27 protein-coding genes and 1 riboswitch are annotated in these 26,364 nt (G+C 71.8%); of the genes, 13 read left to right on the top strand and 14 right to left on the bottom strand.

From position 1 onward, the window contains the following. The first annotated feature begins 6 nt into the window (after window positions 1-6). Window positions 7-621 carry an HD domain-containing protein gene (locus tag AAH991_RS25860; RefSeq protein ID WP_346228498.1) on the top strand — a complete coding sequence of 205 codons (615 nt, stop codon included), beginning with the start codon at window positions 7-9 and terminating at the stop codon, window positions 619-621. A gap of 23 nt (window positions 622-644) precedes the next feature. On the opposite strand, the gene AAH991_RS25855 is transcribed toward AAH991_RS25860, so the two are convergent. After that, complete coding sequence (locus AAH991_RS25855; RefSeq protein WP_346228497.1) at window positions 645-923, bottom strand: DUF4031 domain-containing protein; 279 nt, start codon at window positions 921-923, stop codon at window positions 645-647. Window positions 924-1,132: 209 nt separating this feature from the next. On the opposite strand from AAH991_RS25855, the gene AAH991_RS25850 reads away from it, so the two are divergent. Continuing rightward, window positions 1,133-1,450, top strand: coding sequence for a hypothetical protein (locus AAH991_RS25850; protein ID WP_346228496.1), 318 nt, complete (start codon window positions 1,133-1,135; stop codon window positions 1,448-1,450). A 179-nt stretch (window positions 1,451-1,629) separates the two neighbouring features. After that, window positions 1,630-2,217, top strand: a complete 588-nt coding sequence (locus AAH991_RS25845; protein WP_346228495.1) for a hypothetical protein — start codon at window positions 1,630-1,632, stop codon at window positions 2,215-2,217. Here the strand turns inward: AAH991_RS25845 and AAH991_RS25840 are convergent. Continuing rightward, window positions 2,172-3,386: an epoxide hydrolase family protein gene (locus tag AAH991_RS25840; protein WP_346228494.1), complete on the bottom strand. Its 1,215-nt coding sequence runs from the start codon at window positions 3,384-3,386 to the stop codon at window positions 2,172-2,174. The two genes, AAH991_RS25845 and AAH991_RS25840, sit on opposite strands and share 46 nt — an antisense overlap. Before the next feature lie 89 nt (window positions 3,387-3,475). On the opposite strand from AAH991_RS25840, the gene AAH991_RS25835 reads away from it, so the two are divergent. From AAH991_RS25835 to AAH991_RS25815, 5 genes are all read left to right on the top strand, one after another. Further along, window positions 3,476-4,273 (top strand): helix-turn-helix transcriptional regulator, encoded by a 798-nt coding sequence (locus AAH991_RS25835; protein WP_346228493.1) that lies wholly within the window; start codon window positions 3,476-3,478, stop codon window positions 4,271-4,273. A gap of 70 nt (window positions 4,274-4,343) precedes the next feature. Then, window positions 4,344-5,189 carry an ABC transporter permease gene (locus AAH991_RS25830; protein WP_346228492.1) on the top strand — a complete coding sequence of 282 codons (846 nt, stop codon included), beginning with the start codon at window positions 4,344-4,346 and terminating at the stop codon, window positions 5,187-5,189. Window positions 5,190-5,197: 8 nt separating this feature from the next. Beyond that, window positions 5,198-5,965, top strand: coding sequence for an ABC transporter ATP-binding protein (locus AAH991_RS25825; protein ID WP_428834029.1), 768 nt, complete (start codon window positions 5,198-5,200; stop codon window positions 5,963-5,965). Then, on the top strand, window positions 5,962-6,954 hold the full coding sequence (locus AAH991_RS25820) for an ABC transporter substrate-binding protein (protein WP_346228491.1): 993 nt from the start codon (window positions 5,962-5,964) through the stop codon (window positions 6,952-6,954). Before AAH991_RS25825 ends, AAH991_RS25820 begins: the two co-directional genes overlap by 4 nt. After that, window positions 6,951-8,096 carry an LLM class flavin-dependent oxidoreductase gene (locus AAH991_RS25815; RefSeq protein ID WP_346228490.1) on the top strand — a complete coding sequence of 382 codons (1,146 nt, stop codon included), beginning with the start codon at window positions 6,951-6,953 and terminating at the stop codon, window positions 8,094-8,096. The genes AAH991_RS25820 and AAH991_RS25815 overlap by 4 nt, the downstream gene beginning before the upstream one ends. Window positions 8,097-8,121: 25 nt before the next feature. Here AAH991_RS25815 and AAH991_RS25810 read toward each other — a convergent pair whose 3' ends face one another. The 6 genes from AAH991_RS25810 to ribD all read right to left on the bottom strand — a co-directional run bounded on the left by AAH991_RS25810 (window position 8,122) and on the right by ribD (window position 13,027). Beyond that, complete coding sequence (locus AAH991_RS25810; protein ID WP_346228489.1) at window positions 8,122-8,571, bottom strand: PH domain-containing protein; 450 nt, start codon at window positions 8,569-8,571, stop codon at window positions 8,122-8,124. Between the two features lie 145 nt (window positions 8,572-8,716). Continuing rightward, a complete protein-coding gene (gene ribH, locus AAH991_RS25805; RefSeq protein WP_346228488.1) occupies window positions 8,717-9,187 on the bottom strand; it encodes a 6,7-dimethyl-8-ribityllumazine synthase in 471 nt (156 codons plus the stop codon). A gap of 194 nt (window positions 9,188-9,381) precedes the next feature. Beyond that, a complete protein-coding gene (locus tag AAH991_RS25800) occupies window positions 9,382-10,641 on the bottom strand; it encodes a bifunctional 3,4-dihydroxy-2-butanone-4-phosphate synthase/GTP cyclohydrolase II (protein ID WP_346228487.1) in 1,260 nt (419 codons plus the stop codon). Further along, window positions 10,638-11,273 carry a nicotinamide mononucleotide transporter family protein gene (locus AAH991_RS25795; protein WP_346228486.1) on the bottom strand — a complete coding sequence of 212 codons (636 nt, stop codon included), beginning with the start codon at window positions 11,271-11,273 and terminating at the stop codon, window positions 10,638-10,640. The genes AAH991_RS25800 and AAH991_RS25795 overlap by 4 nt, the downstream gene beginning before the upstream one ends. After that, entirely contained in the window at window positions 11,270-11,866 is a 597-nt protein-coding gene (locus AAH991_RS25790; protein WP_346228485.1) for a riboflavin synthase, read from the bottom strand. Before AAH991_RS25790 ends, AAH991_RS25795 begins: the two co-directional genes overlap by 4 nt. Further along, on the bottom strand, window positions 11,867-13,027 hold the full coding sequence (gene ribD, locus AAH991_RS25785; protein WP_346228484.1) for a bifunctional diaminohydroxyphosphoribosylaminopyrimidine deaminase/5-amino-6-(5-phosphoribosylamino)uracil reductase RibD: 1,161 nt from the start codon (window positions 13,025-13,027) through the stop codon (window positions 11,867-11,869). Window positions 13,028-13,159: 132 nt separating this feature from the next. Further along, window positions 13,160-13,311: riboswitch (FMN riboswitch) on the bottom strand. 339 nt (window positions 13,312-13,650) lie between these two features. Here ribD and AAH991_RS25780 point away from each other — a divergent pair. From AAH991_RS25780 to AAH991_RS25760, 5 genes are all read left to right on the top strand, one after another. Next, window positions 13,651-14,673: an ABC transporter permease gene (locus tag AAH991_RS25780; RefSeq protein WP_346228483.1), complete on the top strand. Its 1,023-nt coding sequence runs from the start codon at window positions 13,651-13,653 to the stop codon at window positions 14,671-14,673. Window positions 14,674-14,705: 32 nt separating this feature from the next. Then, the gene (locus AAH991_RS25775) at window positions 14,706-16,499 is read left to right on the top strand and encodes an ABC transporter substrate-binding protein (protein WP_346228482.1); all 1,794 of its coding nucleotides are present in this window, start codon (window positions 14,706-14,708) and stop codon (window positions 16,497-16,499) included. 75 nt (window positions 16,500-16,574) lie between these two features. Then, window positions 16,575-17,555, top strand: coding sequence for an ABC transporter permease (locus AAH991_RS25770; RefSeq protein WP_346228481.1), 981 nt, complete (start codon window positions 16,575-16,577; stop codon window positions 17,553-17,555). 40 nt (window positions 17,556-17,595) lie between these two features. Then, window positions 17,596-18,732 carry an ABC transporter ATP-binding protein gene (locus AAH991_RS25765; protein WP_346228480.1) on the top strand — a complete coding sequence of 379 codons (1,137 nt, stop codon included), beginning with the start codon at window positions 17,596-17,598 and terminating at the stop codon, window positions 18,730-18,732. Further along, on the top strand, window positions 18,729-19,760 hold the full coding sequence (locus AAH991_RS25760) for an ABC transporter ATP-binding protein (protein ID WP_346228479.1): 1,032 nt from the start codon (window positions 18,729-18,731) through the stop codon (window positions 19,758-19,760). The genes AAH991_RS25765 and AAH991_RS25760 overlap by 4 nt, the downstream gene beginning before the upstream one ends. A 326-nt stretch (window positions 19,761-20,086) precedes the next feature. Here the strand turns inward: AAH991_RS25760 and rpe are convergent, their stop codons facing one another. The 6 genes from rpe to AAH991_RS25730 form a co-directional block, all read right to left on the bottom strand. After that, entirely contained in the window at window positions 20,087-20,758 is a 672-nt protein-coding gene (gene rpe / locus AAH991_RS25755) for a ribulose-phosphate 3-epimerase (RefSeq protein WP_346228478.1), read from the bottom strand. 61 nt (window positions 20,759-20,819) lie between these two features. Continuing rightward, window positions 20,820-21,707 carry an MBL fold metallo-hydrolase gene (locus AAH991_RS25750; protein WP_346228477.1) on the bottom strand — a complete coding sequence of 296 codons (888 nt, stop codon included), beginning with the start codon at window positions 21,705-21,707 and terminating at the stop codon, window positions 20,820-20,822. A gap of 225 nt (window positions 21,708-21,932) precedes the next feature. Next, complete coding sequence (locus tag AAH991_RS25745; protein ID WP_346228556.1) at window positions 21,933-23,216, bottom strand: RsmB/NOP family class I SAM-dependent RNA methyltransferase; 1,284 nt, start codon at window positions 23,214-23,216, stop codon at window positions 21,933-21,935. 363 nt (window positions 23,217-23,579) lie between these two features. Continuing rightward, window positions 23,580-24,509 (bottom strand): methionyl-tRNA formyltransferase, encoded by a 930-nt coding sequence (gene fmt, locus AAH991_RS25740; RefSeq protein ID WP_346228476.1) that lies wholly within the window; start codon window positions 24,507-24,509, stop codon window positions 23,580-23,582. Next, window positions 24,509-25,057, bottom strand: coding sequence for a peptide deformylase (gene def / locus AAH991_RS25735; RefSeq protein ID WP_346228475.1), 549 nt, complete (start codon window positions 25,055-25,057; stop codon window positions 24,509-24,511). Before def ends, fmt begins: the two co-directional genes overlap by 1 nt. A 46-nt stretch (window positions 25,058-25,103) precedes the next feature. Beyond that, window positions 25,104-26,345, bottom strand: a complete 1,242-nt coding sequence (locus AAH991_RS25730) for a hypothetical protein (protein WP_346228474.1) — start codon at window positions 26,343-26,345, stop codon at window positions 25,104-25,106. Window positions 26,346-26,364: the final 19 nt, after the last annotated feature.

The raw sequence follows: 26,364 nt of genomic DNA, 5'->3' as shown, positions 1-26,364 counted from the left end.
CGGAGCGTGAGCGACGATCAGACCCCGGCGCCGCCCGCCTGCCTCACGCGCTCAGCGGCCGGGCGGGCCCTCGCCGCCGAACTGGCCGCCCGCTGGGCGGAGCCGCACCGGCGCTACCACACGACCGCTCACCTGCGGGCGGTCCTGACCGCGATCGAGCCGCTCGCCGCCCAGGCCGAAGACCCCACCGCCGTACGGCTGGCCGCGTGGTTCCACGACGCCGTCTACGACGGGCGGCCGGGGTGGGACGAGGAGCGCAGCGCCCAGCTCGCCCGGGCCCGGCTGCCCGCCTGCGGCCTGCCGGCGGAGCGTGTGCGGGAGGTCGCCCGGCTCGTGCGGCTGACGGCGGGGCACGCCTACGAGCCCGGCGACGTGAACGCGGCCGTCCTGTGCGACGCCGACCTGGCGATCCTCGCGGCGCCGCCCGGGGCGTACGCGGCGTACACGAGGGCCGTACGCGAGGAGTACCGGCACGTGCCGGACGACGCCTTCCGGGCCGGACGGGCCGCGGTGCTGCGGGAGCTGCTCGGCAAGCCCCGCCTGTTCGGCACTCCCGCGGGCCGCGATCTGTGGGAGCGGCGTGCGCGCGAGAACCTCGCCGGGGAGCTGGCCCGCCTCTGAGATCGGGACGCGGCCAGGTGCCTTTACAGTGTAGATCGTGAGCGGGTCTTCGGCCGGCGCAGGCCGGCCTCCCGCAGGCGGCGCACCAGTTCCTGACTGCCGACAGGCTCGGCTCCGAGGACCACCGCCCGGTCGTAGACCGTCTCCGGCACGTCGTAGTGGTCCCGGTCGAAGGCCCGCGCGGGCACGCCGAGCAGGCGGGCGAACTCGTGCAGCTCCTCCAGGGAGGAGTCGCTGACCAGGTGGGACCACAACAGCCCCCGCGGCCCCGGCCAGTTCGGCCGATCGATCAGCACCGCCATGCACCCCTCCCCTGTCCGGGAGCGAGCATAACCCGGGGCGCGGGCCGCGATTTCGTCGCCCGCCCGCCCCCGGCCGCCACGGCGGCCGGGGGGACGCCTGACATTCCCCGAGGCCGCCATGGCTGGTCGTCCCTCAGCACTTCCCCTTTACTCGCGTGCACTTGGGACAGCATTTGTACTTACGGTGGTTCGTGCATCGGTAGGTGCACTTGGGTGGCTTCGGCTTCGCATACGCATCGCCGGGAGCCGCCTGCGCGACCGCCGCGCCGGCGGCGCCCGTGGCCGCCGACGCCGGCGCCGCCGCCGGCCAGAGCGCGACCGCGCCGAGCAGCGCCGAACCGATGATCATGCTGAATCGCCCACCTCGCATGGCCTTTCTCCTCTCCGATCAGGCCGCGATGCGACGGATCGAGCTATTTCTCCCTCATTGTCCGGATCGCTTCGTGGCCGCGTCCAGCCCATCACCCACCACCGGGGACAATCCGATGCGAATCCCCATCGCGTCATTGGCATGGATCGGTGAATGACGGCACGGCCCCCCGCGAACCGTGAGCCGGCGGCCAAATGTCCGTCCGACCCCGGCATGAGAAGCGCCTCAACCCGGCAAAAGCCCGCATAGTCGGCAGCAGGGCGGCAACCGTCGCCCGGGACGCGCACTCGCCGCGACCACGGCGTCCAGTGTCCACACCGTCCTCAGGGGGAAACGATGAGCGCACGAACTGTCCGATCCGTCACCGCACTCGCGGCGGCGGCCGTGCTGTCGATGGCGCTGCTCGTCGGCTGCGGCGGCACCACCGCCCCGGCGCCCGAGCACGCCGCCATGGCCGGCCCCGCGGCGCTCGTCACGCCGACCGCGGCCGAGACCGAGTACAACTCTCCGTGCCCGACCGGCGGCAACGCCAAGCGGTTCGCCAAGACCCGGTTCGCGCTGCACGCGGGTCTCGCCCTCGGCGCCTTCCACCGCTACATCTACAAACCACTGCGCAGCGGCGGCTTCAAGGCCGGGGCGGAAAAGCGCAAGCGCACGATCGCCAAGGCCGCCATCGCCGGCGCCTTCGCCCTGCACGAGCTGAAGGTCGCCAAGGGCTTCGCCGCGGCCAATCCGACGTTGTGCAAGGCCGTCCAGGGCGTGAGCGACCAGTTCTCCGCGCTGACCGGCAAGCTGCAGAAGGGCACCGCCACGGAGGCCGACGTCGACGCCGGCAAGAGCTCGATGGCGGGCCTGCAGCGCGACGCCTCGAAGACCGGCTACGGGTTCAAGGAGCAGAAGGTCACCGTCCCCGGCGCGAGCTGACCTCCGCCGCAGGACACGGCCGGGCCGCCCCGGTCAGCCCACCTTGGCGAAGAACGCGCGGATGTCGGCGGCGAGGCGATCCGGCTGGTCCATCGCGATGAAGTGGTGGCCACCCGGGTTGTCCTCGGGCCAGTGGACGATGGTGTTGTGGCGTTCGGCGAGCCGGCGGATGCCGGGCGGGCCGCTGTACACACGCCGGTCGGCACGACCGTCTGGCCCTCCGGCCAGCCGAAGCCGGTGCTCTCGTAGTACGGCCACGCCGACGTCCCGAACGTCCCGGTGAACCAGTACAGGCTCACGTTGGTCAGGAACAGGTCCCGGTCGATCACCTCTTCGAGCGGTTTGCCCGAGGCGTTGAACTCGTGGAACTTCTGAGTCATCCAGGCCAGCGCCGCGAGCGGCGAGTCGTGCCAGCCGTACGCGAAGGTCTGCGGCGCCGCGCGCAGCAGACCGTGGTGGTCGACGCCGTTCATCCAGTCCTGTTCCATCAGCCGGGCATAGGCGGCCCGCTCGTCCTCGGTCATCTCCGGGAGGTCCTTCTCCGTGGGGAAGCCGAGACCGCTGATGATGTAGACACCTGCCACGTTGCCCGGCGCCGCCTTGGCCATCTCCGGCGCGACGTAGGCCCCGAAGTCCCCGCCCTGCGCGCCGTACCGCTCGTAGCCGAGACGGCGCATCAGCTCCGCCCAGGTCCGCGCCACGCGCGCCGCGGTCCAGCCGGTTCCGCGCGGCGGCGCGGAGAAGCCGAAGCCCGGCAGGGAGGGCACCACGACGTGGAACGCCCGGGCGGGGTCGCCGCCGTACGCACGGGGGTCGGCGAGACGGCCGATGAGCTCGGTGAACTGCAGGAACGAGTTCGGCCAGCCGTGCGTGAGGACGAGCGGCAGGGCGCCGGGCTCGGCCGAGCGTACGTGCAGGAAGTGGATGTCCTGACCGTCGATCTCGGTCATGAACTGCGGGAACTCGTTCAGCCGCGCCTCTTGTGCGCGCCAGTCGTACTCCCGGCGCCAGTGGCGGGCGAGCTCCCGGAGGAAGGCGCCGGGGACGCCGCGGCTCCATCCCTCGCCGGCCAGCTCACGGGGCCATCGGGCGCGGTCCGGCCGGTCGTTCAGGTCGTCCAGGTCGGCCGGAGCGATCTCGATACGGACTGGGCGGATCTCGGTGCTCATGTCTCTCCCGTCGCGTCGCGATGACGAGATCGACGCTGGGGGCCATGTAGGTCATGACCCGTCCTAGATGACCGGGCATGCTCGGCGCCATGGGTGACATGTCCGCGCGGTTGCTCGCTCTGCTGTCGCTGCTGCAGACGCCGCGCGAGTGGCCGGGAGGCGAGCTGGCCGAGCGTCTGGAGGTCAGCCCCCGGACCATCCGCCGCGACATCGACCGCCTGCGTGAGCTGGGATATCCGGTCCAGGCGACGATGGGCGCGGTGGGCGGTTACCGGCTCGCCGCGGGCGCAGCCATGCCGCCGCTGCTGCTCGACGACGAGGAGGCGGTGGCCATCGCCGTCGGCCTGCGCACGGCCGCCGCGCATCCGGTGGACGGCATCGAGGAGGCGTCCGTGCGCGCCCTGGCCAAGCTGGAACAGACCAGGCGCCTGACCGAGCCGTACCGCCTGGTCACGGCCGGACGCCGGTGGTATCTGCTGGCATACGACAACGACCGCGACGACTGGCGTATCTTCCGCGCCGACCGGATCGGCGACCCGCACGCGACAGGCGTACGGGTCCCTGCCCGCGTGCCGCCGGAACAGAACCCGGCCGCGTTCGTCGCCGCCAAGCTGCACTCGTCCGCGCCCGTCTACGAGGTGGTGGCGACCGTGCGCCTTCCGGCCGGTCAGGTGACGGACCGGCTCGGTGCCGCCGCGGGGAACGTCGAGCCGATCGACGACCACAGCTGCCGCCTGCGCGGACCGGCCGACACCCTGGAGTGGCTCGCGTCGCGCCTGCTCCTGCTCGGCTGCGAGTTCGAGGTGCACGAGCCTCCGGAGCTGCGGGCGCATCTGCGCGCCCTGGCCGCCCGCGCCGCTCGCGCCGCCCGGACTCCGGGGACATAACCTATTGACTTGGTAGGAAATATAGGCAACTCTGGTGGCGAATCTTCCTTCGTCGTCTGCGAGGTGTCTCATGTCCGTCGCCGAACTCGAGGGCGAGTTCGGGGGTGCGGTCCGGGCCGATCCCCGGCCCCGCCCCCGCTCCGCCACGGCCCGCGGCCCTCGGAGGGGGTGGCACAGGTGGGTCAGCCCTCTCGTGGTCGTGCTGCTGTGGCAGGCCGCCAGCGCGTCGGGGCTGCTGCCCGCCCGGCTGCTCGCCGCCCCGTCGCAGATCGCCTCGACCGCGCTCGACCTCGTGAGCACCGGGACGCTGCCCACGGCGATCGCGGTGTCCCTCGAACGGGTGCTGCTCGGCTTCGCCGCCGGAGCGGTCGCCGGTGTCGGCCTCGCGCTGGTCGCCGGGCTGAGCCGGGCCGGCGAGAGCGCCGTCGACCCGATCATGCAGATGCTCCGGGCACTGCCGTTCTTCGGGCTGATCCCGCTGTTCATCCTCTGGTTCGGGATCGGGGAGACGCCCAAGGTGCTGCTGGTCGCGCTCGCCGTCTCCTTCCCGCTCTACCTCAACACGTTCGCGGGAATCCGGGGCGTGGACGGCAAGCTCGCCGAGGTCGCCCGGACGCTCAGGCTCGGCAGGGCCGCGCTCGTACGGCACATCGTGCTGCCCGGCGCGCTCCCCCAGACGCTCGTCGGGCTGCGGCAGAGCCTCGGCGTGGCCTGGCTGGCGCTGATCGTGGCCGAGCAGGTCAACGCCGACGCCGGGCTCGGCTACATGATCAACGACGCACGGGAGTTCCTGCGCACCGACGTGATCGTGGTCGGCCTGCTGGTCTACAGCGCGCTCGGCCTGCTCACCGACGCCCTGGTCCGGCTCCTGGAGAGGAGGGCACTGGCATGGCGCCGCGAGTTCCTGCCCCGGTGAATGTCCCGGTGAACGTCCCTGCGAGTGTCCCCGCGAGTGTCACGGCGGGCGCCCAGGTCACGGCGCGAACCACGGCGCAGGCCACCGTACGCGGGCTCACCCGCCGGTTCGGCGACCGCACCGTGCTCGACGGCCTCGACCTGACGATCGGGCGCGGCGAGTTCGTCGCGCTCCTCGGCCGCAGCGGCTCGGGCAAGTCCACGCTGCTGCGCGCGCTCGCCGGCCTGGACGAGGAGATCGAGGGTGGTCTGGAGGTGGACGGCTCGGTGGCCGTGGCCTTCCAGGAGCCCCGGCTGGTGCCGTGGAGGCGGGTGCGCGACAACCTCACGCTCGGCCTGACCGCACCCGACCCGGTCAGCAGGGCGGAGGCCGCGCTGGCCGAGGTGGGCCTGAGCGAGCGGGCGGAGGCCTGGCCGCTGACGCTGTCCGGCGGCGAGGCCCAGCGGGCGAGCCTGGCCCGCGCCCTCGTCCGCGAACCGGGGCTGCTGCTGCTCGACGAGCCGTTCAGCGCGCTCGACGCGCTGACCCGGATCACCGTGCACCGCCTGGTGCTGGACCTGTGGGCGGCGCACGGCCCGGCCGTGCTGCTGGTGACCCACGACGTGGACGAGGCGCTGCTGCTGGCCGACCGGATCCTGGTCCTCGACGGCGGGCGCGTGGCGCACGAGTGGACCGTCGCCGCCCCGCGCCCCCGGCACCGCGACCACCCCGACCTGCTCACCCTGCGCACGGCACTGCTGACCGCGCTGGGCGTCACCCCGGAGGGACCGGCATGACCAGGAGACTCCTCGCCGCGCTGCTGCTCGTCCTGACGGCCGGCACGGCCTGCGCCTCGACGGGACAGGGCGCGTCGGGTGGGCAGGACGGACAGGCCTCCGGCCGCGTCACGCTGCGGGTCGGCGACCAGAAGGCCGGATCGCAGGCCCTCCTCAAGGCCGCGGGGCTGCTCGACGGCACCTCGTACGCCATCACGTGGTCGCAGTTCACCTCCGGCCCGCCCCTGCTGGAGGCGGTCAACGCCGGGGCCGTCGACATCGGCGGCGTGGGCAACACCCCGCCCGTCTTCGCCGCCGCCTCCGGCTCGAAGATCAAAATCGTGGCGGCGTACCGGCAGAGCGCCAAGGGATCGGCGATCCTCGTCCCCACCGGATCCGCGATCACCTCGACGGCCCAGCTCAGGGGCAAGAAGATCGCGGTGGCGAAGGGCAGCTCGGCCCACTACCACCTGCTGGCGGTCCTGAAGAAGGAGGGCCTGTCCTTCGCGGACATCCAGCCGCAGTATCTGCAGCCCGCCGACGCCCTGGCGGCCTTCTCGTCCGGCACCGTGGACGCCTGGGCCATCTGGGACCCCTTCACCTCCCAGGCCAGGATCCAGCACCAGGCCCGGCTGCTGGTCGACGGCGAGGGCGTCGTCAACGGCCTGGGCTTCCAGGTCGCCGCTCCCGCCGCGCTCGGCGACGCGGGCAAGCGCGCCGCCGTCGGCGACTTCCTCACGCGGCTGGCAAAGGCGCGGATCTGGGCCGCGACCCACCTGGACGAGTGGGCGAAGGTGTGGGCGCAGGAGACCGGCCTGCCGGTCGAGGTGGCGGACGCGGCCGTCGCCAACGCCGTGGCCACCCCTGTCGTGATCGACGACTCGGTCGTCTCCTCCGAGCAGGAGATCGCCGACGCGTTCACCGCCGGGGGCCTCATCCCGGGCACCGTCACGTTCTCCCAGTTCGTGGACGACCGGTTCAACGACGTCGTCGGAAAGGCGCAGCCATGAGATTTCACTGGTTCCTGCCCACCTCGGGCGACGGCAGGGCGATCACCGGCGGCGGGCACGGCCTGGCGCGCCGGCACGGGCAGACGGCGGCCTCCGCGTCCCGGCCGCCCACCATCGACTACCTCGCCCAGGTGGCCCGCGCGGCGGAACAGGCCGGGTTCGAGGCCGTGCTCACCCCCACGGGCACCTACTGCGAGGACGCCTGGCTGGTCACCGCGGCGCTGACCCAGGTGACGACCCGGCTGAAGTTCCTGGTCGCGTTCCGGCCCGGGGCGCTGTCCCCGACGCTCGCGGCGCAGATGGCCGCCACCTACCAGCGGATCTCCGGCGGCCGGCTGCTGCTGAACGTGGTGACCGGCGGGGAGGCGGCCGAGCAGCGGCGGTTCGGCGACCACCTCGGCAAGGACGAGCGGTACGCGCGGACGGATGAGTTCCTGTCGATCGTCCGCGGCGCGTGGGACGGCCCGTTCGACTTCAGGGGGAACTACTACGAGGTCGAGGGGGCGACGGTCGCCGAGCGTCCCGACCCGGTGCCCGAGCTGTACTTCGGGGGTTCCTCGGCCGCCGCGGGCCCGGTGGCGGCCCGGCACGTCGACGTCTACCTCACCTGGGGCGAGCCGCCGTCCCAGGTCGCGGCCAAGCTCGACCGGATGCGCGAGCTGGCCGCCGCCGAGGGCCGCACGCTGCGCTTCGGCATACGCCTGCACGTGATCACGAGGGACACGTCCAAGGAGGCGTGGGCGGAGGCGAAGCGGCTGCTCGACCAGATCTCCCCCGAGGACATCGCGTCGGCGCGGGCCGTCCTGTCCCGCAGCGAGTCGGTCGGGCAGCAGCGGATGCTCGCGCTCCACGAGGGCTACCGGGGAGGCTCGCACGGCGGCAGCGTACGGGACCTGGAGATCCACCCGGGTCTCTGGGCCGGGGTCGGCCTGGTGCGCGGCGGCGCCGGCACCGCGCTCGTCGGCAGCCACGCGGAGGTCGCCGACCTCGTCGAGGAGTACGCCTCGCTCGGCGTCGAGGAGTTCGTCCTGTCGGGCTACCCGCACCTGGAGGAGGCTTTCTGGTTCGGCGAGGGCGTGCTGCCCGAGCTGCGCCGGCGCGGCCTGCTCGGCGCGCCCGCGCCCGTACGGCTGAGCGCCTGACGGCCCGCCGGGGCCCCCGCCGCCGTCACGGGCGGTCGGGGGCCTCGCCGCGTTCGCGGATGAGGGCGGTGAGCTGGGCCACCGCCCGGCGCGAGCGTTCCCGCTCGGTGCTCTGGATGCCCATCGCGCCCAGGCTGTTGCCGTCGGCGAGGTCCAGCTTGGGCCAGGGGTCGCCCTCCGCCATCGTGACGTCGAGCACCTCGGCCCACTCGAAGCGGTGGACCCGCAGCGCGTTCACCACCGTGATGCCCGTCTCGTCCGCCCGCACCCGCAGGCGGCCGAGCAGGTGCAGCACGCACGCCACCGCGACGCCGAAGGCGACCATGCCCAGCCGGTCGGGAAGCTTGAACTGCTCCGGCAGGCCGACCGCCATCAAGATCGACCCGATCACCATCACCGCCGCCAGGCCGTACGCGATGACCGTCGTGACGCGGGGCCGCCAGGTGACCGGCAGCGGCGGCGCGCTCTCAGACATGACCACCCCCGCGCGTGGGCACTGCGCGGCGGCGTACGGCGTGCCCGGCCGGCGGGGCCGCGGGCGGATGCTGCGTGATCACCAGTCAAGTCTTCCCGGCTCGGCGCTGCGGATGCGAGCGCTGCGGCTACGAGGTTCGGGCCAGTCAGCGGGCGAGGCCGCGCAGGAGGAGCGCGGTCTCCAGGGCTGCGATCGTCGCCTCGTAACCCTTGTCCTCCTTGCTGCCCGGCACGCCGGACCGCTCGATCGCTTGATCAAGGGTGTCACAGGTCAGCACCCCGTTGCCCACCGGGGTCGACTCGTCGAGCGAGACCCTGGTCAGGCCCGCGGTCACCGAGTCGCAGACATAGTCGAAGTGGGCCGTCTCCCCCCGGATCACCACCCCGAGCGCGACGACGGCGTCGCAGCGCCGGGCCAGTGCCTGCGCGACCACCGGAATCTCCAGCGACCCGGCCACCCGGACCGCGACCACGGCCGCGCCGCTGTCCCGCGCCGCCCGCTCGGCCCGCGCCAGCAACTGGTCGGTGATCTTCTCGTGCCACCGGGCGGCGACGATGCCGACGGTCAGCCCGCCCGCCTCCACCGCCCCCGCGTCCGGCCGTCCCTCGCCGCTCATACGTCCTCCTCGCCTGACGGCTCGGAGCCGCATGAGCGGACCGCGCCGTGCCTATCGACTCGCTCGCTGCGCTCACTCATACGTCCTCCTCGCCTGACGGCTCGGAGCCGCATGAGCGGACCGCGCCGTGCCTATCGACTCGCTCGCTGCGCTCACTCATACGCCCTCCTCATGGTCGGAGCCGGTCCGGCCGTTCACGAGGCCTCCCTGCCGAAGTGCTCGCCGTGGATGTCGCGCGGGACGCCGCCGGAGATCTCGTGGCCGAGCCGGTCGCGCTTGGCCGTCAGGTACCTCTCGTTGTACGGGTTCATCGCGACCGGCATGGGCTCGCGGCCGAGGACCTTGATGCCGTACCCGTCCATCCCCCGCACCTTGGCCGGGTTGTTGGTGAGCAGCCGCACCGACTTCACCCCGAGGTCGGCGAGCATCTGCCCGGCGTTGGAGAACTCCCTGGCGTCCACCGGCAGCCCCAGCTCCAGGTTCGCGTCGACCGTGTCGCTGCCGTCGTCCTGCAGGCTGTAGGCCCGCAGCTTGGCCAGCAGGCCGATGCCCCGCCCCTCGTGGCCGCGCAGGTACACGATCACGCCGCGCCCGTCCTCGGCGATCATGCGCATCGCGGTGTCGAGCTGCACGCCGCAGTCGCAGCGCAGCGAGCCGAGCACGTCGCCGGTGAGGCATTCCGAGTGCGCCCGGACGAGCACGTTCTCGCCGTCCTCGATGTCGCCGTACACCAGCGCGACGTGCTCGCCGCCGTCGAGCGCGCTGGCGTAGCCGTACGCGCGCCAGACGCCGTACCGGTTGGGGATGCGCGTCTCGGCGACCCGGGTGACCATCCGCTCGGACCTGCGGCGGTGCTCGATGAGCTGCTCGATCGACACCAGCGCGAGGTCGTGCTCGTCGGCGAACTCGCGCAGGCGGGGCAGGCGGGCCATCGTGCCGTCGTCGTTGACGATCTCGGCGAGCGCGCCGGCCGGGGAGAGCCCGGCGAGCCTGGCCAGGTCCACCGACGCCTCGGTGTGCCCGGGCCGCACCAGCACGCCGCCCTCGCGGTACCGCAGCGGGAAGATGTGCCCCGGCCGGACCAGCTCGTACGGCTCGGTGGCCGAGTCGCACAGCGTCCTGATCGTCTTGGCCCGGTCGGCGGCGGAGATGCCCGTCGTCACCCCGTCCCTGGCGTCCACACTGATCGTGTACGCCGTGCGCAGCCGCTCGCGGTTGTCCTGCACCATCAGCGGCAGGCCGAGCCGGTCGAGCGTGGCGCCCTCCATGCCCACGCAGATCACGCCGCTGGTGTAGCGGATCATGAAGGCGACCAGCTCCGGCGTCGCCTTGGACGCCGCGAAGATGAGGTCGCCCTCGTTCTCGCGGTTCTCGTTGTCCACGACCACGACGGGCCGCCCGTCCCGGATGTCGTTCACGGCCCGTTCGATCGGGTCCAGCCTTATCCCACTCATGCCACCACCGCCCGCAACTCGCGCGACTGCCGCAGCCAGCCGCGGAAACCGATCATGACCATCACGAAGAACACCCCGTAGACCAGGCCGGAGACCACCAGCCCGGAGCTGAACGCCAGCGGCACGCCGACGAGGTCCACGGCCACCCAGACGATCCAGAAGTCGACCAGGGCCCTGCCCTGCGCCCACGTCGCGACCGCGCTGCCGACGAAGATGTACGCGTCGGGCCAGGGCGCCCAGGAGATGTCCAGGCCCCGCGCGTTGAGATAGGTGAACAGCAGGGCGACCGCGACCGTCCCGGCGGCCATGACGCCCACGAGCGCCGCCCGCTCCTTGAGCCGTGCCGAGCGGATGGGCAGCTCGGCGCCGCCGCGGGTGCCGCGCGACCACTTCACCCAGCCGTAGACGGCCAGGATGCCGAACAACGCCTGCTTGAGCGCGTTGCCGGTGATGTGCGCGCCGACCGACGCCACGAACAGCAGCACCGACCCGAGCAGCTGCACCGGCCAGGTCCAGATCGTTCTCCTGATCGCGAGCCAGACCGTGCCGAGCGCGCACACGTTGCCCACCAGGTCGGTCCACAGCACGGGCTTGCCGAAGACGTGGAACGCCGCCGCGTCCGCCCAGCTCATGCCCGCACCCCCTGGGTGAGCTTCTCGACGTACTTGGCGATCACGTCTACCTCGAGGTTGACCGGCTCGCCGGGCTGCTTGCGGCCCAGCGTGGTGAGCCCGAGGGTGGTGGGGATCAGGCTGACGGCGAAGGAGTCCTCCGTCACACCGGCCACGGTGAGGCTGACGCCGTCCACCGCGATCGAGCCCTTCTCCACGACGTACCGGGCGAGGTCCGCGGGCAGCGAGACCCGTACGATCTCCCAGTGCTCCCCGGGCTCGCGCGACAGCACCTCCCCGGTCCCGTCCACGTGGCCCTGCACGATGTGCCCGCCGAGGCGCTGGTCGGCCCGTACGGCCCGCTCCAGGTTGACCCGCGCGCCGGGGCGCAGGGCGCCGAGCGAGGACCGGTCGAGGGTCTCCCTCATCACGTCGGCGGTGAAGGAGTCCCCTCCGACCTCGGCCACCGTGAGGCAGACACCGTTGACGGCGATCGAGTCGCCGTGCCGGGCGTCGCCGGTGACGACCGCGCCGCGCACCGTGAGGCGCGCGGAGTCGCCCCGCGGCTCGAGTGCCACGACCTCGCCGAGCTCCTCGACGATTCCGGTGAACATTCAGCTCTCCTTAGGGGACGTGCGGCCGGAGGACCTCGGCGGCACAGTGGGTTCGGGAGACAAAGTGGGTTCCGGAGACACAGGGGACTTCGGACGCAGGACCAGCTTGAGGTCCGGTCCGACGGGGGTCGCCTCGGCGAACTCCAGCCGGTGGATCCCGGTGATCGTCGACACTCCCGCGGCGCCGAGCGCGGCCGGCCCCGCGCCCAGCAGCGCCGGGGCGAGGTAGCCGACGACCCGGTCGACCAGGCCCTCCCGGAGGAAGGCGCCCGCGAGGGTGGGCCCGCCTTCGACCATCACGCTCACGACCTGCCTGCCGTGCAGTTCGGCCAGGAGGGCGTGCAGGTCGATCCCGCCGGGGACCCGCGGGAGCCGTACGGCGTGGCGGGACAGGTGGGCGGGGACGGCGGCGTCCTCGGCCACGGCGACCAGCGTGGGGGCCTCGTCGTCGAGCACGCGGGCCGTGGCGGGGGTGCGGGCGCCCGGATCCACGACCACGCGCAGCACGGGCGCCGCGCGCGACGGGGTGGGGACACGGGCGGTGAGCCGGGGGTCGTCGGCGAGCACGGTGCCGATGCCGGCGACGACGGCGTCGCTCGCGGCCCGCAGGAGGTGCACGTCGGCCCTGGCCTCCGGCGAGGTGATCCACTGGCTGGTGCCGTCCTCGGCCGCCGAGCGCCCGTCGACCGTGGCGGCGAACTTCCAGGTCACGTACGGCCTGCCGGCCCGCACGAAGGTCAGCCAGGCGGCGTTGACCTCCTCGGCCTCGGCGGTCAGCACGCCTTCGTCCACCACGACGCCGTGCCGCCGCAGGGTGGCGGCTCCGCCGGCGGCCTTGGGATTGGGGTCGGAGACGGCGACGACGACGCGGGCCACGCCCGCCTCCAGGAGGGCGGCGGTGCAGGGGCCGGTCCTGCCGGTGTGGTCGCAGGGCTCCAGGGTCACGTAGGCCGTGCCGCCCCTGGCCCGTCCGCCCGCCTCGCGCAGCGCCACGACCTCGGCGTGCGGGCCGCCGGCGTAGGCGTGGAAGCCCTCTCCCGCGATCTCGCCCGACGAGTCGAGGACCACGCAGCCGACGACGGGATTGGGGCTGGTGCCGCCCAGGCCCCGGGCGGCGAGCGCGATGGCGCGCCGCATGTGAAGGATGTCCCCTGAGGTCACCCCGGTCTTCCTCTCGCCGTTGTTCACGGCGGGCCCCGGGGATGGTCGGGGATGCGATCTCGCATCACCCGCACGGGCGGCATCGCTGCCGGCGCGGCCGTACGGCCGCCCGGCGGCACCACGGCCGCCCGTTCGCGCGCTTCCTCCCATCCGGACTTTCACCGTCGGTCCTGGAATCTCACCAGGTCCACCGGCCGATGGCTTCGGCCGGGTCGCGGACTGTCACCCCTGGGGGCAGGGGTGTCACCGCCGGTTCGGAATTACACCGACCCCGGAGCACGCTGCTCTGCTACCCGCCAGTGTAGCGATGCCCGGCTCGTTGCCCTAGCGCGGGATTGCGGTGATCTGCGGCACACGCTTATCGGGAGCGCTCAGTCTCAGGCATGTGCGGGTTGTGTCACAAAGTTGTGACACAACAGCATTTATGTAATAAGCAGTCTCTCGCGCCGCATATACCGAGGTCAATGCGGTCGCAGGACACAAGGTGATTTACTTTGCACAACGAAGCAAGCAAGTGGCGAACTGCCCGCCCCAAGTGATTGACCCGCGCAAAATTAGTTGCCAGGGTTCCCTATAGTCGGATCTCTTCCGATCGTTAATGGTCCATCCGGGAGCACCGCACCATGACGTTCCCCTCCTCGACCACGACCGACGACGCCGCCGCGGACTCCGTGGAGACGACGGCGTCGTCCGAGTCCGGTCCCGCCATCGTCGGCCGTTCGCCCGGTCAGCTCATGTGGCGCCGGTTCCGGCGCGACAAGACCGGCGTGGTCTCGGCGATCATCGTGCTCGCGTTCTTCCTGATCGCGCTCCTGGCGCCCGTGATCTCCGCCCTGTACGGCAAGGACCCGTACACGACATATGGGCAGAACCAGCCGGGCCTGCTCAATGAGTACGGCTATCCCGTCGCCCCGAACGGCGGCATGAGCGGCGAGTTCTGGTTCGGCCTGGAGCCGGGCCTGGGCCGCGACGTGTTCATGCAGCTCGTGTACGGCATCCGCACATCGCTGAGCATCGCGGTCATCGTGACCGTGATCACCACGATCATCGGCGTCGTCATGGGCATCACCTCGGGCTACCTCGGCGGCAAGACCGACTACGTGATCGGCCGTGTCATCGACACGCTGCTGGCCTTCCCCTCGCAGCTCTTCCTGATCGTCTTCCTTCCGGTCGTCGAGGCCGCGATCGTGCTGCCGGAGGAGGAGACGCCGGTCTGGCTCCGGTACGTGTCGATCTGCGTCGTCCTGACCGTCCTCGGCTGGGCCACGATCGCCCGGCTGCTACGCGCCCAGGTGCTGTCGCTGCGGACCCGCGAGTTCGTCGAGGCCGCCCGCGTCACGGGCGCCTCGCCGGGGCGCGTCATCTTCAAGGAACTGCTGCCCAATCTCTGGACGCCGATCATCATCCAGGCCACCCTCGCGCTGCCGCTGTACGTGGGCGCCGAGGCCGGCCTCGGCTTCCTGGGCGTCGGCATGACCGAGCCCACCCCCGACTGGGGCCGGATGTTCCAGGTGGGCGCCAACGTCTACCACTCCGACGTGACGTACCTGATCTTCCCGGGCGTGTCGATGCTGATCTTCGTCGTCGCCTTCAACCTGCTCGGGGACTCCATCCGCGACGCCTTCGACCCCAAGACCAAGCGCTGACCACACGCGCTCTCCCCCATAGGAAGGACCATATGAGATCGCATAGCAGGCGGATCGCCTCGATGACGGCCGTGCTCGCGGCGGGTGCGCTCGCCCTCGCCGGCTGCGCCAAGGGCGGTGGCGGCGGGGCGCCCCAGGGCGCCGCGAGCACCTCCCAGAAGCCGCTCGAGAACAAGGCGGTCAGCGCGATCACGGTCGGCACGCCCCAGGACTCCACGGGCCCCGCCCCGGAGATCCAGGGCGCCAAGTCCGGCGGCACGGTCTACATGATCGACCGTGACGACTTCAGCCACCTGGACCCGGGCCGCGTCTACGTGAACTACAACTCCTCGGTGTCCAAGCTGTTCACCCGGACGCTGACGGCGTACAAGCACGACGAGTCGGGCAACATCAAGCTCGTCGGCGACCTGGCGACGGACACCGGCACCACCGACGACGGCGGCAAGACGTGGAAGTTCACGCTCAAGGACGGCCTGAAGTGGCAGGACGGCGCGCCGATCACCTCCGCTGACATCAAGTACAGCTTCGAGCGCCTGTTCGCCGACTTCATCACCGAGGGCCCCGACTACGCCGAGACCTGGCTGGTCCCCGACCCGAACAAGCCGTTCCGCGACCAGTACAAGGGTCCGTACGACGGCAAGGAGCTCGACACGATCGAGACGCCGGACGACAAGACGGTGGTCTTCCACCTCAACGGGGAGCACCCGGACTTCAACTTCACCGTGGCCATGACCGGCTACGGCGCCGTGCCCAAGGCGCACGACACCAAGCAGAAGTACGACAAGCAGCCGTTCTCGTCCGGTCCGTACAAGATCGTGAGCCACATCACGGACAAGTCGATGGACCTGGAGCGCAACGAGCACTGGGACCCGAAGACCGACCCGATCCGGCACGCCTACCCGGACAAGTTCCACATGGAGTTCGGGGTCCAGGCGCAGCAGACCACCGAGCGCTTCATGGCCGACACCGGCAACGACAAGAACGCGTTCACCTTCCACAACGCGGTCGCGGCCGAGCGGGTCCAGGAGGTGCTGGGCAACGCCGAACTGATGAAGCGGTCGGTGCAGGGCCTGACGCCGTTCACCACCTTCTACAACATCAACACCAAGCGGATCACCGACGTCAACGTCCGCAAGGCGATCATCACGGCCTGGCCCGCCAAGCAGATCCAGCAGATCTCGGGCGGCGAGGTGAACACCGGCAAGATCGCCACGACCGTGATGAGCCCGACCGTCCTCGGTTACGAGGCGTTCGACCTGTACGGCAAGCTGGCCAAGCCCGAGGGCGACCCCGAGGCGGCCAAGAAGCTGCTGGCCGACTCGGGCAACCCGAACCCGACCGTCGTCTACGCCTACAACCAGACGCCGACGCAGGAGAAGGTCACCGTCGCCATCAAGGAGGCGCTGACCAAGGCCGGCTTCAAGGTGGTGGCCAAGCCGCTCAACCCGACGACGTACTACGACGCCATCGGTCCGGTCGACAACAAGTTCGACATCTACTGGGGCGGCTGGGCGGCCGACTGGCCGACCGGCTCGACCGCGATCCAACCGCAGTTCGACGGCCGCCAGATCGCGGACAACGCGCCGAACTACACCCACCTCAACGTGCCGGAGATCAACGAGGCCATCGACAAGGCCAACGCGATCACCGACGCCGCCGAGGCGGGCAAGGCCTGGGCCGCGATCGACAGGATGATCATGGAGCAGGCCGCGATCGTGCCCGAGTACTACCAGACCTACTTCGGCCTGTACGGCTCGGGTCTCGGCGGGGTGAAGATGGACCCGATCGAGGGCGAGCAGTCGGCGCTCGACATCTGGGTCAAGTAGCAGCAACCAGGTCCGCCGTCCCCGTCACGGGGGACGGCGGACCTCCGGCCCGCCCGCAGGAGCAAGTGCGAGATCATGACCAGCTTTCTGGTACGCCGCGTCGCCGGCGCCCTCGTGATCCTGCTGATCATCAGCGCGATCACGTTCTACCTCTTCTACGCGATCCCGCGTGACCCCGCCCGGGCGTTCTGCGGCAAGATCTGCCAGCCCGAGACGCTGGCGCTGATCCGCCACAACCTCGGCATGGACGAGCCGCTGTTCGTGCAGTACTGGCACTGGCTCGTGGGCATCTTCGTGGGCCGTGAGTTCGTCCAGTTCGGCGAGTGTCCCGCGCCGTGCCTCGGCTACTCCTTCGCCACCCAGGAGCCCGTCTTCGGCGCCATCGTCGACCGCTTCCCGGTGACGCTGTCGCTCACCGTCGGCGCGTCCGTGGTCATCCTGGCGTTCGGCATCCTCACCGGCATGATCGCCGCCTGGAAGGTCGGGCAGCCGCTCGACAAGGTCGCCAGCGCGTCCTCGGTCATCGGCGCCTCCCTGCAGATCTACTTCGTGGGGCCGCTGCTGGCGTTCTACCTCGTGGACACCATGCAGCTGATCCCTCGTCCGTCCTACGTGCCGATCACCGAGAGCCCGGTGGAGTGGTTCACCCACCTGATGCTGCCGTGGGTGGTGCTGTCGATCATCTTCACCGCCAACTACACGCGTATGACCCGATCGCAGATGGTCGAACAGCTCGCCGAGGACTACGTGCGCACGGCGCGCGCCAAGGGCATGTCGAACCGTGCGGTCTTCTTCCGCTTCGCCTGGCGCGGCGCGATGATCCCGATCGTCACGATCTTCGGCGTCGACCTGGCCACGCTCCTGGGCGGCGCGATCATCACCGAGCAGACGTTCAGCCTGCACGGCATCGGCGAGCTCGCCGTACGGGCGGTGCAGAACACCGACCTGCCGATGCTGCTCGGCGTGACCATCGTGGGCGCGGCGGCGATCGTTCTGCTGAACATCGTCGTGGACGTGCTCTACGCGTTCATCGATCCGCGGGTCCGCCTGGGCTGAGCCCCGCCCCACCTAGTCGAACCTGGAACTGGAGCAGCAAGTGACCACCGTGTCGTGGAGCGGCGAGCCGGAGACCTCGCGCGGCCCCGGGCCGTTCCTGTCCGTCCGCGATCTGAGCGTCGAGTTCAGCACCGAGGACGGCATCGTCCACGCCGTCGACGGCCTGTCCTTCGATCTGGAGAAGGGCACCACGCTCGGCATCGTCGGCGAGTCCGGATCGGGCAAGTCGGTGACCAACCTCGCCATCCTCGGCCTGCACGATCCCGCCCACACCAAGATCGGCGGCGAGATCTGGCTGGAGGGCGAGGAACTGCTTTCGGCGGGTCAGGGCACGATGGAGAAGCTCCGCGGCAACCGCGTCGCGATGATCTTCCAGGATCCGCTGACCGCGCTGTCGCCGTTCCACACGATCGGCCGGCAGATCGGCGAGGTCTACCGCAAGCACAAGGGCGCGAGCAAGAAGGACGCCCGCGAGCGGGCGATCGAGATGCTCCGCCGCGTGGGCATCCCCCAGCCGGAGCGCCGCGTCGACAGCTACCCGCACGAGTTCTCCGGCGGTATGCGGCAGCGCGCGATGATCGCGATGGCGCTGGTGTGCGACCCCGATCTGCTCATCGCCGACGAGCCGACGACCGCGCTCGACGTGACGGTGCAGGCGCAGATCCTCGACCTGCTCAAGGAGCTCCAGCAGCAGTTCGGCACGTCGATCATCCTGATCACCCACGACCTTGGCGTGGTGGCCAACACCGCCGACAACGTCCTGGTGATGTACGCGGGGCGGGCGGCCGAGCGCGGCACCGTGCGCGAGGTGCTGCGCGAGCCGCAGCACCCGTACACGTGGGGGCTGCTGTCGTCCATGCCGCGTCTGAACTCGTCGGTGGACGTGCCGCTGATGCCGGTGCGCGGCACTCCCCCGAGCCTGCTCAACCCGCCGTCCGGCTGCCCGTTCCATCCGCGCTGCGACTACCCGCGGCTCGCCGGGCCGGAGTTGTGCTTCAACCAGCGGCCGTCCCTTTCGCCGGAGAGCGGGCACGGGGACGCCTGCTACCTCACCCTCGGACAGAAGAGGGAGCTCCGCATCGCGCGGGCCAACGGCACAGCGAATGCCGATGACGCCGCGCAGGCCGGGGAATCCGTGCAGAACAAGGACACCGCGCAGACCGGGGACGACGCATGAACGAGACGCTGCTGGAGCTCAAGGGGCTGGTCAAGCACTTCCCCGTACGCGGTGGCACGCTGATCAAGCGTCAGGTCGGGGCCGTGCACGCCGTCGACGGCATCGACCTCGCGGTCGGCGCGGGCGAGACCGTGGGCCTGGTCGGCGAGTCGGGCTGCGGCAAGTCGACGACGGGCCGCCTGGCGGCGCGCCTGCTCGAACCCACCTCCGGCCAGATCCTGTATCGGGGGCAGGACATCAGCCACAGCTCCCGCAGGCAGCTCAAGCCGATCCGGCCCGAGATCCAGATGATCTTCCAGGACCCCTACAGCTCGCTGAACCCGCGCCAGACCGTGGGCACGATCATCCGCGGGCCCATGGAGGTCAACGACATCGACCCGCCCGGCGGGCGCAAGAAGCGGGTCCAGGAGCTGTTGGAGATCGTCGGTCTCAACCCCGAGCACTACAACCGCTTCCCGCACGAGTTCTCCGGGGGCCAGCGGCAGCGCATCGGGGTCGCCCGCGCCCTGGCGCTCGACCCCAAGCTCATCATCGCCGACGAGCCGGTGTCGGCGCTGGACGTCTCCATCCAGGCGCAGGTGGTGAACCTGCTGCAGGAACTGCAGCGCGACCTCGGCATCGCGTTCCTGTTCATCGCGCACGACCTGGCCGTCGTACGGCACTTCTCCCAGCGGGTCGCGGTCATGTACCTCGGCAAGATCGTCGAGGTGGGCGACCGCCAGTCGATCTACGAGCGGCCACGGCATCCGTACACGCACGCCCTGCTGTCGGCCGTGCCCGATCCGGACGTGTCGAGCGAGCCGCGCGAGCGCATCCGCCTGGCCGGCGACGTGCCCTCGCCGATCAATCCGCCGTCCGGCTGCCGGTTCCGCACCCGATGCTGGAAGGCGCAGGACAAGTGCGCCACCGAGGTGCCGCCCCTGGTGCGGCTCAGCGGCAACCGCGAGGGTCACCTGACCGCCTGCCACTTCCCGGAGGCGCCCACCACACAGGGCGAGGACGTCGTGCTGGACCCCGCCCTCGCCTGACCCCTCCGCCTGATCTTGCAGTTAGTCGCAGGAGGCCCCTCCGAGCTCGGCCTCCGCTCATCGTGATCTTGCAATAGGTCGCAACGCACCGCTACGACCTCGGCGAACATGATTCGCGATCATGCAAACACGTCCGGCGATTCCGGCCGGCCTCCGCTCTCGCCAGCCGTGATCTTGCACTGGTGAGACGATTGCAAGATCACGGCTGGCATTCTTCCTGCTCAGGGCATGAAGTAGCGAATTACTGCAACATCACGGACCGGCGATGCGCAGGTCAAGCCATGTCTCTGCGACAAACTACAAGATCACCACCTGGGTGGGGGTGGTCAGGCGGGCGGGGTGGCCCGCCCGGCCAGGCTCCTGAGCTCCGCGACGGCGCGGGCGGGGTCGTCGGCGCCGTAGACGGCGTTGCCCGCCACGAACACGTCGGCCCCGGCCTCGGCGCAGCGCTCGATCGTCTCCGTGGAGACGCCGCCGTCGACCTGGAGCCACACCTCGCCGCCGTGCTTGTCGATCAGCGCCCTCGCCCGGGACACCTTGGGCAGCACGATGTCGAGGAAGCGCTGCCCTCCGAAGCCCGGCTCGACGGTCATGACGAGCAGCATGTCGATCTCGGGCAGCAGGTCCTCGTATCCCTCGACGGCGGTCGCCGGGTTCAGCGCCAGACCGGCCCTCGCCCCGGCGGCGCGGATCGCCCGCAGCGTACGCACGGCGGCCTTGGCCGCCTCGGCGTGGATCGTGACGCTCGCCGCTCCCGCCTCCGCGTAGTCCGGCGCCCACCGGTCCGGGTCCTGGATCATCAGGTGACAGTCGATCGGCGTCGAGGTGGTCTTCAGCAGCGACTCGACGACCGGCAGTCCGAGCGTGAGGTTGGGCACGAACTGGTAGTCCATCACGTCGACGTGGAGCCAGTCGGCGACGTTCTCCACCCGTGCGGCCTCGTCGGCGAGGCGGGCGAAGTCAGCGGACAGGATGCTGGGCGAGATCTGAACGGCCATAGTCCCTGCAGTCTATTTCGCCCGGGCGTCCCGCCCGCCCCACCCCGGCGCCGGGAAACGGTCAGGCGACGGGAACCCAGGTGAACCGGCCGTCGGCGCGGCGCTCGGCCCGGCCGAAGACGACGTCGGCGAAGTGGCCGCCGTAGCCGATGGTGCCGGGACGGCTCAGCTCCTCGATCAGGCGGCGGCGGCGCTCCGCCGATTCCGCGGGGTCGTGGTCGATCGCGCAGGACCACTCGGGATGGATGACCTGGACCGGCGAGTGGAGAGCGTCGCCGAAGGCGATGAGCCTCTGGTCGCCGCCGGTGATGACGTAGGTGGTGTGGCCGACGGTGTGGCCGGTGGCGAACGACGCCCGGACGCCGGGGAAGATCTCCTCGCCGTCGTCGACCGTGCGGACGCGGGAGGCGAAGGCGGCCAGCCGGTCCTCGGTCACCCCGGCATGGGCGGCCAGATCGCGCCGCTCCCATTCGGGCGCCGCGACGAGGTGGGGGGCGTGCGCGAACGGCGGGGCGCCTGCGCCGGGGGCGGCGCTCCAGGACCAGCCCAGGTGGTCGATGTGCAGGTGGGTGATGGCGACGGCCTCGATCTGGCCCGGCTCGCGGCCCAGCCGCCGCAGGTTGCCGAGCAGTTCACCGCCGGACAGGCTGCCCATCAGCGGGTTGTCGGGGTCGTCGGGGAGGGAGGCGGGCCCAAGACCGGTGTCGATGAGCAGCGCCCGGTCGCCCCGCTCCACCAGCAGCGCGCCGAAGCCTCCGGTCAGGAAGCCGTCCTCGTCGAGATAGTCGTGGTGGGACTCCCAGTCGGCGGCGGTGGCGGCGGGCAGCCATCCGCGCTTCAGGCGCCCCGCCCCGTCCGGGACGAAGCTGACCGTGAGCTCGCCCAGGCGCAGCGAGCGGATGCGCGGCGGGCTGGTCAGCCGGGCGCGGTCGAAGTCGGTCGTGGTCATGGGCCTGCCTCATGCTCACAAGGGCGCCGCCGGACGGCGGCACGGCCCGAACGTTACCAACCAAGATCCCTCAGCACCCCGGGAACGGCCGCGAAAATCCCGCCGCGGGCGAAATCCGCCGCCACGGGCAGGACCGTTCGCCGGGCGCGGACGTCATCTCGGGCGAGAAGGAGGCCGTGGTGTTCACGGCCTCCGAAGAGTCACGACCGGTGCCGGCGGCGCCCGCTAGGGACGGCGCAGCAGCGCCAGGAACATCGCGTCCGTGCCGTGCCGATGCGGCCAGAACTGCGCGTACGGCCCGTCGCCGAGGCCGGGCACCTCCGGCAGGAACGCGCGCGCGTCCAGCACCTCGGCGCGGTCGCGCACGTCCTCCACCACGGCCCGGGTCTCGGCCAGGTGCGGCGAGCAGGTCACGTACGCCACCACGCCGCCCGGCCGGACGGCCTCGAGCGCCGAGTCCAGCAGCCGCCGCTGCAACGCGGTGAGCTCGGGGATGCTGCGGGGGTCGCGCCGCCACCGCGCCTCCGGCCGCCTGCGCAGGGCGCCGAGCCCGGTGCAGGGCGCGTCGAGCATCACCCGGTCGAACGCGCCGGGCCGCCAGGCGGGCCGGGTGCCGTCGGCCGTGATCACTCTCGCCTCACGGGTGGTGCCCCACACCAGCCGGGCGCGGTGATACTGCACGTCGGCGCCGAGCAGCCGGGCGCCCTGCCGCGTCGCCACCGCGTCGAGCAGCCCGGCCTTCCCGCCGGGGCCCGCGCACATGTCCAGCCACGTGGCGTCGCGGTCGAGCGGCACGCGGGTCAGCGCGAGCGCGACGAGCTGGCTGGCCTCGTCCTGCACCGCGGCGCGCGCCTCCCCCACCGCCGCAATGGCGCCCGGGTCGCCCTCCGGCAGATACGCGGCGTACGGCGAGTAGGCGGCCCGCTCGGCCCCGGCCTCGACCAGCTCCTCCACCGTGGCCCGCCCGGGCCGCGCCACCAGCGCCACCCGGGGCCGCTCGTTGTCGGCCTCGAGCAGCGCGGCCGTCTCGTCCGGGTCCCCGCCGACCGCGTCCCGCAGGGCGGAGACGATCCAGCGTGGGTGGCTGTAGGTGACCGACAGGTTGCCCACCGGATCCTGCGCGCGCGGCGGAGCGACGATCTCCAGCCACTGCTCCAGCGTGCGGCCCGCCACCTTGCGCAGCACGGCGTTGGCGTAGCGGGAGGGCCCGGCCCCCACCCGCAGCCGTACGAGGTCGATCGTGGCGCTGACCGCCGCGTGCGGCGGGATCCGCGTGCGCAGAAGCTGGTGGACGCCGAGGCGCACCGCGTCGAGCAGCGGCGGGTCCACCTCCTCCGGCGGCCGGTCGCTGCACGCGGCGATGATTTCGTCGTAGGTCCCGAGGCCGCGCAGCGTGCCGTAGGCGAGTTCGGTGGCGAGGGCCGCGTCGCGGCCGGTGAGCCGCCGCTGCCGCAGCAGCGTCGGCATGAGCAGGTTGGCGTACGCGTCGCGCTCGTCGACGGCCCGCATCAGGTCGTAGGCGGCGTTGCGCGCCTCGTCGCGGGGCGGGCGTCCGCGGCCCTGCCGCTGCCCGGCCTTCGCCGCGTGCGCGGACGGCCCGCCGTGGCCCGCCCTGCCGCCGTGCCCGGGACGGACCTGCCCGCCGCCTCCGCCCTGGCCGCTCTGGCCGCCGCCCTGGCCGCGCCGCGCGCCGCCGCCCTGACCTCTGCCCTGCTTCACGGTGTCACCTTCGACCCTGCCACCTTCGACCCTGTCAATCGCCGATCCGCCGCCACTGGTCCGCCGTCTCCGGCTTGGCGGCCTTCACTCCGCCGCCGCCGTCCCCGCGCACGCGCCCTTCCGGCGCGGGGCCGAGCCCCGCGGGACGGTCCTTCAGACCAGGGTCTCACCGTCCGCGAACCGGACGCCGCGGCCCCACTCGGCCGCCGTCATCTGCCGCTTGCCCTGCGGCTGCACCTCGCCGAGCTCGACGGGGTGGGTGCCGGTCCCGACGAGGACGGTCTTCCGCGTGGCCGCGATCTCCCCGGGCGCGAGCTTGCCGGCGTCGGGCGCGAGCCGCACCGGGCCGATCTTGACCCGTTGGCCGCGGAACTCGGCCCACGCGCCGGGACCCGGCGTGCAGGCCCGCACCAGCCGGTCCACCCGCATGGCGGGCGCGGCCCAGTCGATCCTGGCGTCCTCGACCGTGATCTTGGGGGCCAGGCTGACGCCGTCGGCGGGCTGCGGACGCGCCTCCAGCGTGCCGTCCTCGACGCCGTCGAGCGTGGCCAGCAGCAGGCCCGCTCCGGCCTCCGCGAGCCGGGCCAGCAGCGCGCCGCTGGTGTCGTCGGAGCGGATCGGCTCGGTGAGCACGCCGAAGACCGGCCCCGCGTCCAGCTCCTTCACGATGCGGAAGGTCGAGGCGCCGGTGACGTCGTCTCCGTGCAGCACGGCGTGCTGCACGGGCGCCGCGCCGCGCCAGGCCGGAAGCACCGAGAAATGCAGGTTGATCCACCCCTGCGGGGGGATGTCGAGCGCCGCCTGCGGCAGCAGGGCGCCGTACGCGACGACCGGGCAGCAGTCGGGGCCGATCTCCCTCAGCCGGCCGAGGAACTCCGGGTCCCCGGCCTTGGCCGGTTTGAGCACCTCGATGCCCGACTCCTCCGCGAGCTGGGCCACGGGGCTGGGGTGGACCTTGCGCCCCCGGCCGGATTGCGCGTCCGGCCGGGTCACCACGGCCGCCACCTCGTGGCGGGGCGAGTCCAGCAGCGCACGCAGCGACGGAAGCGCGGTGTCGGGGGTGCCGGCGAAGACCAGGCGCACTACAGCGCCCTCCCCTGCGTCGCGTGCGGGGAGATCTTCACCACCGGCGCCGACAGGCCGCTCCACTCGGCCTCGCGGATCGCCTTCATGGCGAGCTTGCGCTGCTTGGGGTCCAGCCGGTCGATGAACAGCACGCCGTCGAGGTGGTCGGTCTCGTGCTGGAAGCAGCGCGCCATGAGGTCGGTGCCCTCGAGCGTCACCGGCTCGCCGTACATGTTGAAGCCCTTGGCCACCGCCCTGATCGCGCGGGGCGTCGGGAAGGTCAGGCCGGGGAAGGACAGGCAGCCCTCCTCGCCCTCCTCGTCGATCTCGCCGCCGAGGTCGAGATCGGGGTTGATGAGATGCCCGAGCTGCTCGTCCACGTAGTAAGTGAACACGCGAAGGCCGACGCCGATCTGCGGCGCGGCCAGGCCGGCGCCCGGCGCGTCCATCATCGTGTCGGTCAGGTCCTTGACGAGCTTGCGCAGTTCCTTGTCGAAGTCGACCACCGGCTCGGCCGGGGTGCGCAGCACCGGGTCGCCGAACAGGCGGATCGGCTGAATGGCCAAGGGTCGGCTCCGTTCACGTCACGTACACGAGGAGGATCACCTCAGTCTACGGGCGTGAGCGCACCTTCATCGCCGTCTTCCTGGCGGTCTTCGCGATCAGCGGATCGGGGTGGTGCCTGCCGAGCATCTCCAGCACGGCCAGGGCATCGGGATGATCGGCGCGGCCCATCTCGGGCACCAGCGTGAGCAGGTCCTCCCCGAGGAGGTCGAAGTGGGCCACCGAGTCGACCGGGGCGCCGATGTAGAGAAGGGCGGCGAGGGTGTCCACCGCGACCCAGGCGCCGTCGCCCTCGCCGAGGGCCGGCGCGTCCAGGTCGCGCACGCCCAGCCAGGCCGCGGCGTAACGCCACATCATCGGCTCGTCCAGAGCCTCCCGTACGGCCTGCTCGGCCTCCGGGCCCAGCTCCTCCAGCACGGTCCCCGCGGTGCCGCGCTGGGCGGCGTTGCCGGACGCGGCGATCTTGATGAGCTCGCGCGCCGCGTCCTCCGGCACCCGGCGCTCCAGCCAGAGCGTGGCGGCGCTGGCCGAGGCCCGGCCGGTCAGCATGGCGTCGATGAGCTCGGCGGCCCCCAGCTCGGCGAGCGCGGCCACCTCTCCCAGAGACGGCGCGTCGTGGCCCTCCCTGAGCAGGTCCCGGCGTACGGCCCACACGCCCGGCTGGGTGAGCCGGACCAGCTCGCCGGTCAGCTCGATCAGCCCGCAGTACTCCAGCAGCGCCATGGCCGCCGCCAGCTCCCCCGGCAGCGTCATCCGCAGCCGCCGCAGATCCGCCGGCCGCGCCTCGCAGCCCACCTCGTGGGCCTGAAGGATGCCGCCGGCCAGGGCCGCGAGCGGCATCCCCTCACGCACCGAGTAGATCGTCGCGAGGATCTCGGTCAGGTGCTCGTCGATGACGGCCGACCCGGTCAGGCCCTCCTCGGTCCGGTCGAGCACGTCCATGACCACGCCGTCCCAGAACTCCATCGGATCGGGCACGCCGGGCCCGGGGCGCGCGCCCTGCCGGGTGACCTCCACCAGACGGCCGTTGACCGCGACCACCCACAGCAGGCGCAGCCTGGCGGCCTCCAGGCCCAGCTCGGCGATCGCCGTCTCGGCCTCGGCCGGGTGCGGCATCCCCTGCTCGGTCACCTCGCAGACGCCCCGCGCGGAGGCGTCGCAGCGGCCGCCGACCCACTCGGCGAGGCGGCGGGCGTCCCGCACGAGCGGGACCTCCCGCACCACGTGGACGAGCTGCTCGTCTGGGACGATGTCGACCGGCGGGAAGGTGAGCACGTCGCTGTCGGCCATTCCAGCAACTTACTGCACA

This window comes from Microbispora sp. ZYX-F-249, assembly GCF_039649665.1.
Classification (GTDB): domain Bacteria; phylum Actinomycetota; class Actinomycetes; order Streptosporangiales; family Streptosporangiaceae; genus Microbispora; species Microbispora maris.
This window is presented reverse-complemented; position numbering and strand designations above follow the sequence as displayed.

Bases quoted from the DNA above. Each gene is read 5' to 3' on its own strand.
- AAH991_RS25855 (WP_346228497.1), bottom strand. From the start codon at position 923: ATGGCGGTGCTGATCGATCGGCCGAACTGGCCGGGGCCGCGGGGGCTG.
- AAH991_RS25845 (WP_346228495.1), top strand. From the start codon at position 1,630: ATGAGCGCACGAACTGTCCGATCCGTCACCGCACTCGCGGCGGCGGCC.
- AAH991_RS25840 (WP_346228494.1), bottom strand. From the start codon at position 3,386: ATGAGCACCGAGATCCGCCCAGTCCGTATCGAGATCGCTCCGGCCGAC.
- AAH991_RS25835 (WP_346228493.1), top strand. From the start codon at position 3,476: ATGGGTGACATGTCCGCGCGGTTGCTCGCTCTGCTGTCGCTGCTGCAG.
- AAH991_RS25830 (WP_346228492.1), top strand. From the start codon at position 4,344: ATGTCCGTCGCCGAACTCGAGGGCGAGTTCGGGGGTGCGGTCCGGGCC.
- AAH991_RS25820 (WP_346228491.1), top strand. From the start codon at position 5,962: ATGACCAGGAGACTCCTCGCCGCGCTGCTGCTCGTCCTGACGGCCGGC.
- AAH991_RS25815 (WP_346228490.1), top strand. From the start codon at position 6,951: ATGAGATTTCACTGGTTCCTGCCCACCTCGGGCGACGGCAGGGCGATC.
- AAH991_RS25810 (WP_346228489.1), bottom strand. From the start codon at position 8,571: ATGTCTGAGAGCGCGCCGCCGCTGCCGGTCACCTGGCGGCCCCGCGTC.
- ribH (WP_346228488.1), bottom strand. From the start codon at position 9,187: ATGAGCGGCGAGGGACGGCCGGACGCGGGGGCGGTGGAGGCGGGCGGG.
- AAH991_RS25800 (WP_346228487.1), bottom strand. From the start codon at position 10,641: ATGAGTGGGATAAGGCTGGACCCGATCGAACGGGCCGTGAACGACATC.
- AAH991_RS25795 (WP_346228486.1), bottom strand. From the start codon at position 11,273: ATGAGCTGGGCGGACGCGGCGGCGTTCCACGTCTTCGGCAAGCCCGTG.
- AAH991_RS25790 (WP_346228485.1), bottom strand. From the start codon at position 11,866: ATGTTCACCGGAATCGTCGAGGAGCTCGGCGAGGTCGTGGCACTCGAG.
- AAH991_RS25780 (WP_346228483.1), top strand. From the start codon at position 13,651: ATGACGTTCCCCTCCTCGACCACGACCGACGACGCCGCCGCGGACTCC.
- AAH991_RS25775 (WP_346228482.1), top strand. From the start codon at position 14,706: ATGAGATCGCATAGCAGGCGGATCGCCTCGATGACGGCCGTGCTCGCG.
- AAH991_RS25770 (WP_346228481.1), top strand. From the start codon at position 16,575: ATGACCAGCTTTCTGGTACGCCGCGTCGCCGGCGCCCTCGTGATCCTG.
- AAH991_RS25760 (WP_346228479.1), top strand. From the start codon at position 18,729: ATGAACGAGACGCTGCTGGAGCTCAAGGGGCTGGTCAAGCACTTCCCC.
- rpe (WP_346228478.1), bottom strand. From the start codon at position 20,758: ATGGCCGTTCAGATCTCGCCCAGCATCCTGTCCGCTGACTTCGCCCGC.
- AAH991_RS25750 (WP_346228477.1), bottom strand. From the start codon at position 21,707: ATGACCACGACCGACTTCGACCGCGCCCGGCTGACCAGCCCGCCGCGC.
- AAH991_RS25745 (WP_346228556.1), bottom strand. From the start codon at position 23,216: ATGCGGGCCGTCGACGAGCGCGACGCGTACGCCAACCTGCTCATGCCG.
- AAH991_RS25730 (WP_346228474.1), bottom strand. From the start codon at position 26,345: ATGGCCGACAGCGACGTGCTCACCTTCCCGCCGGTCGACATCGTCCCA.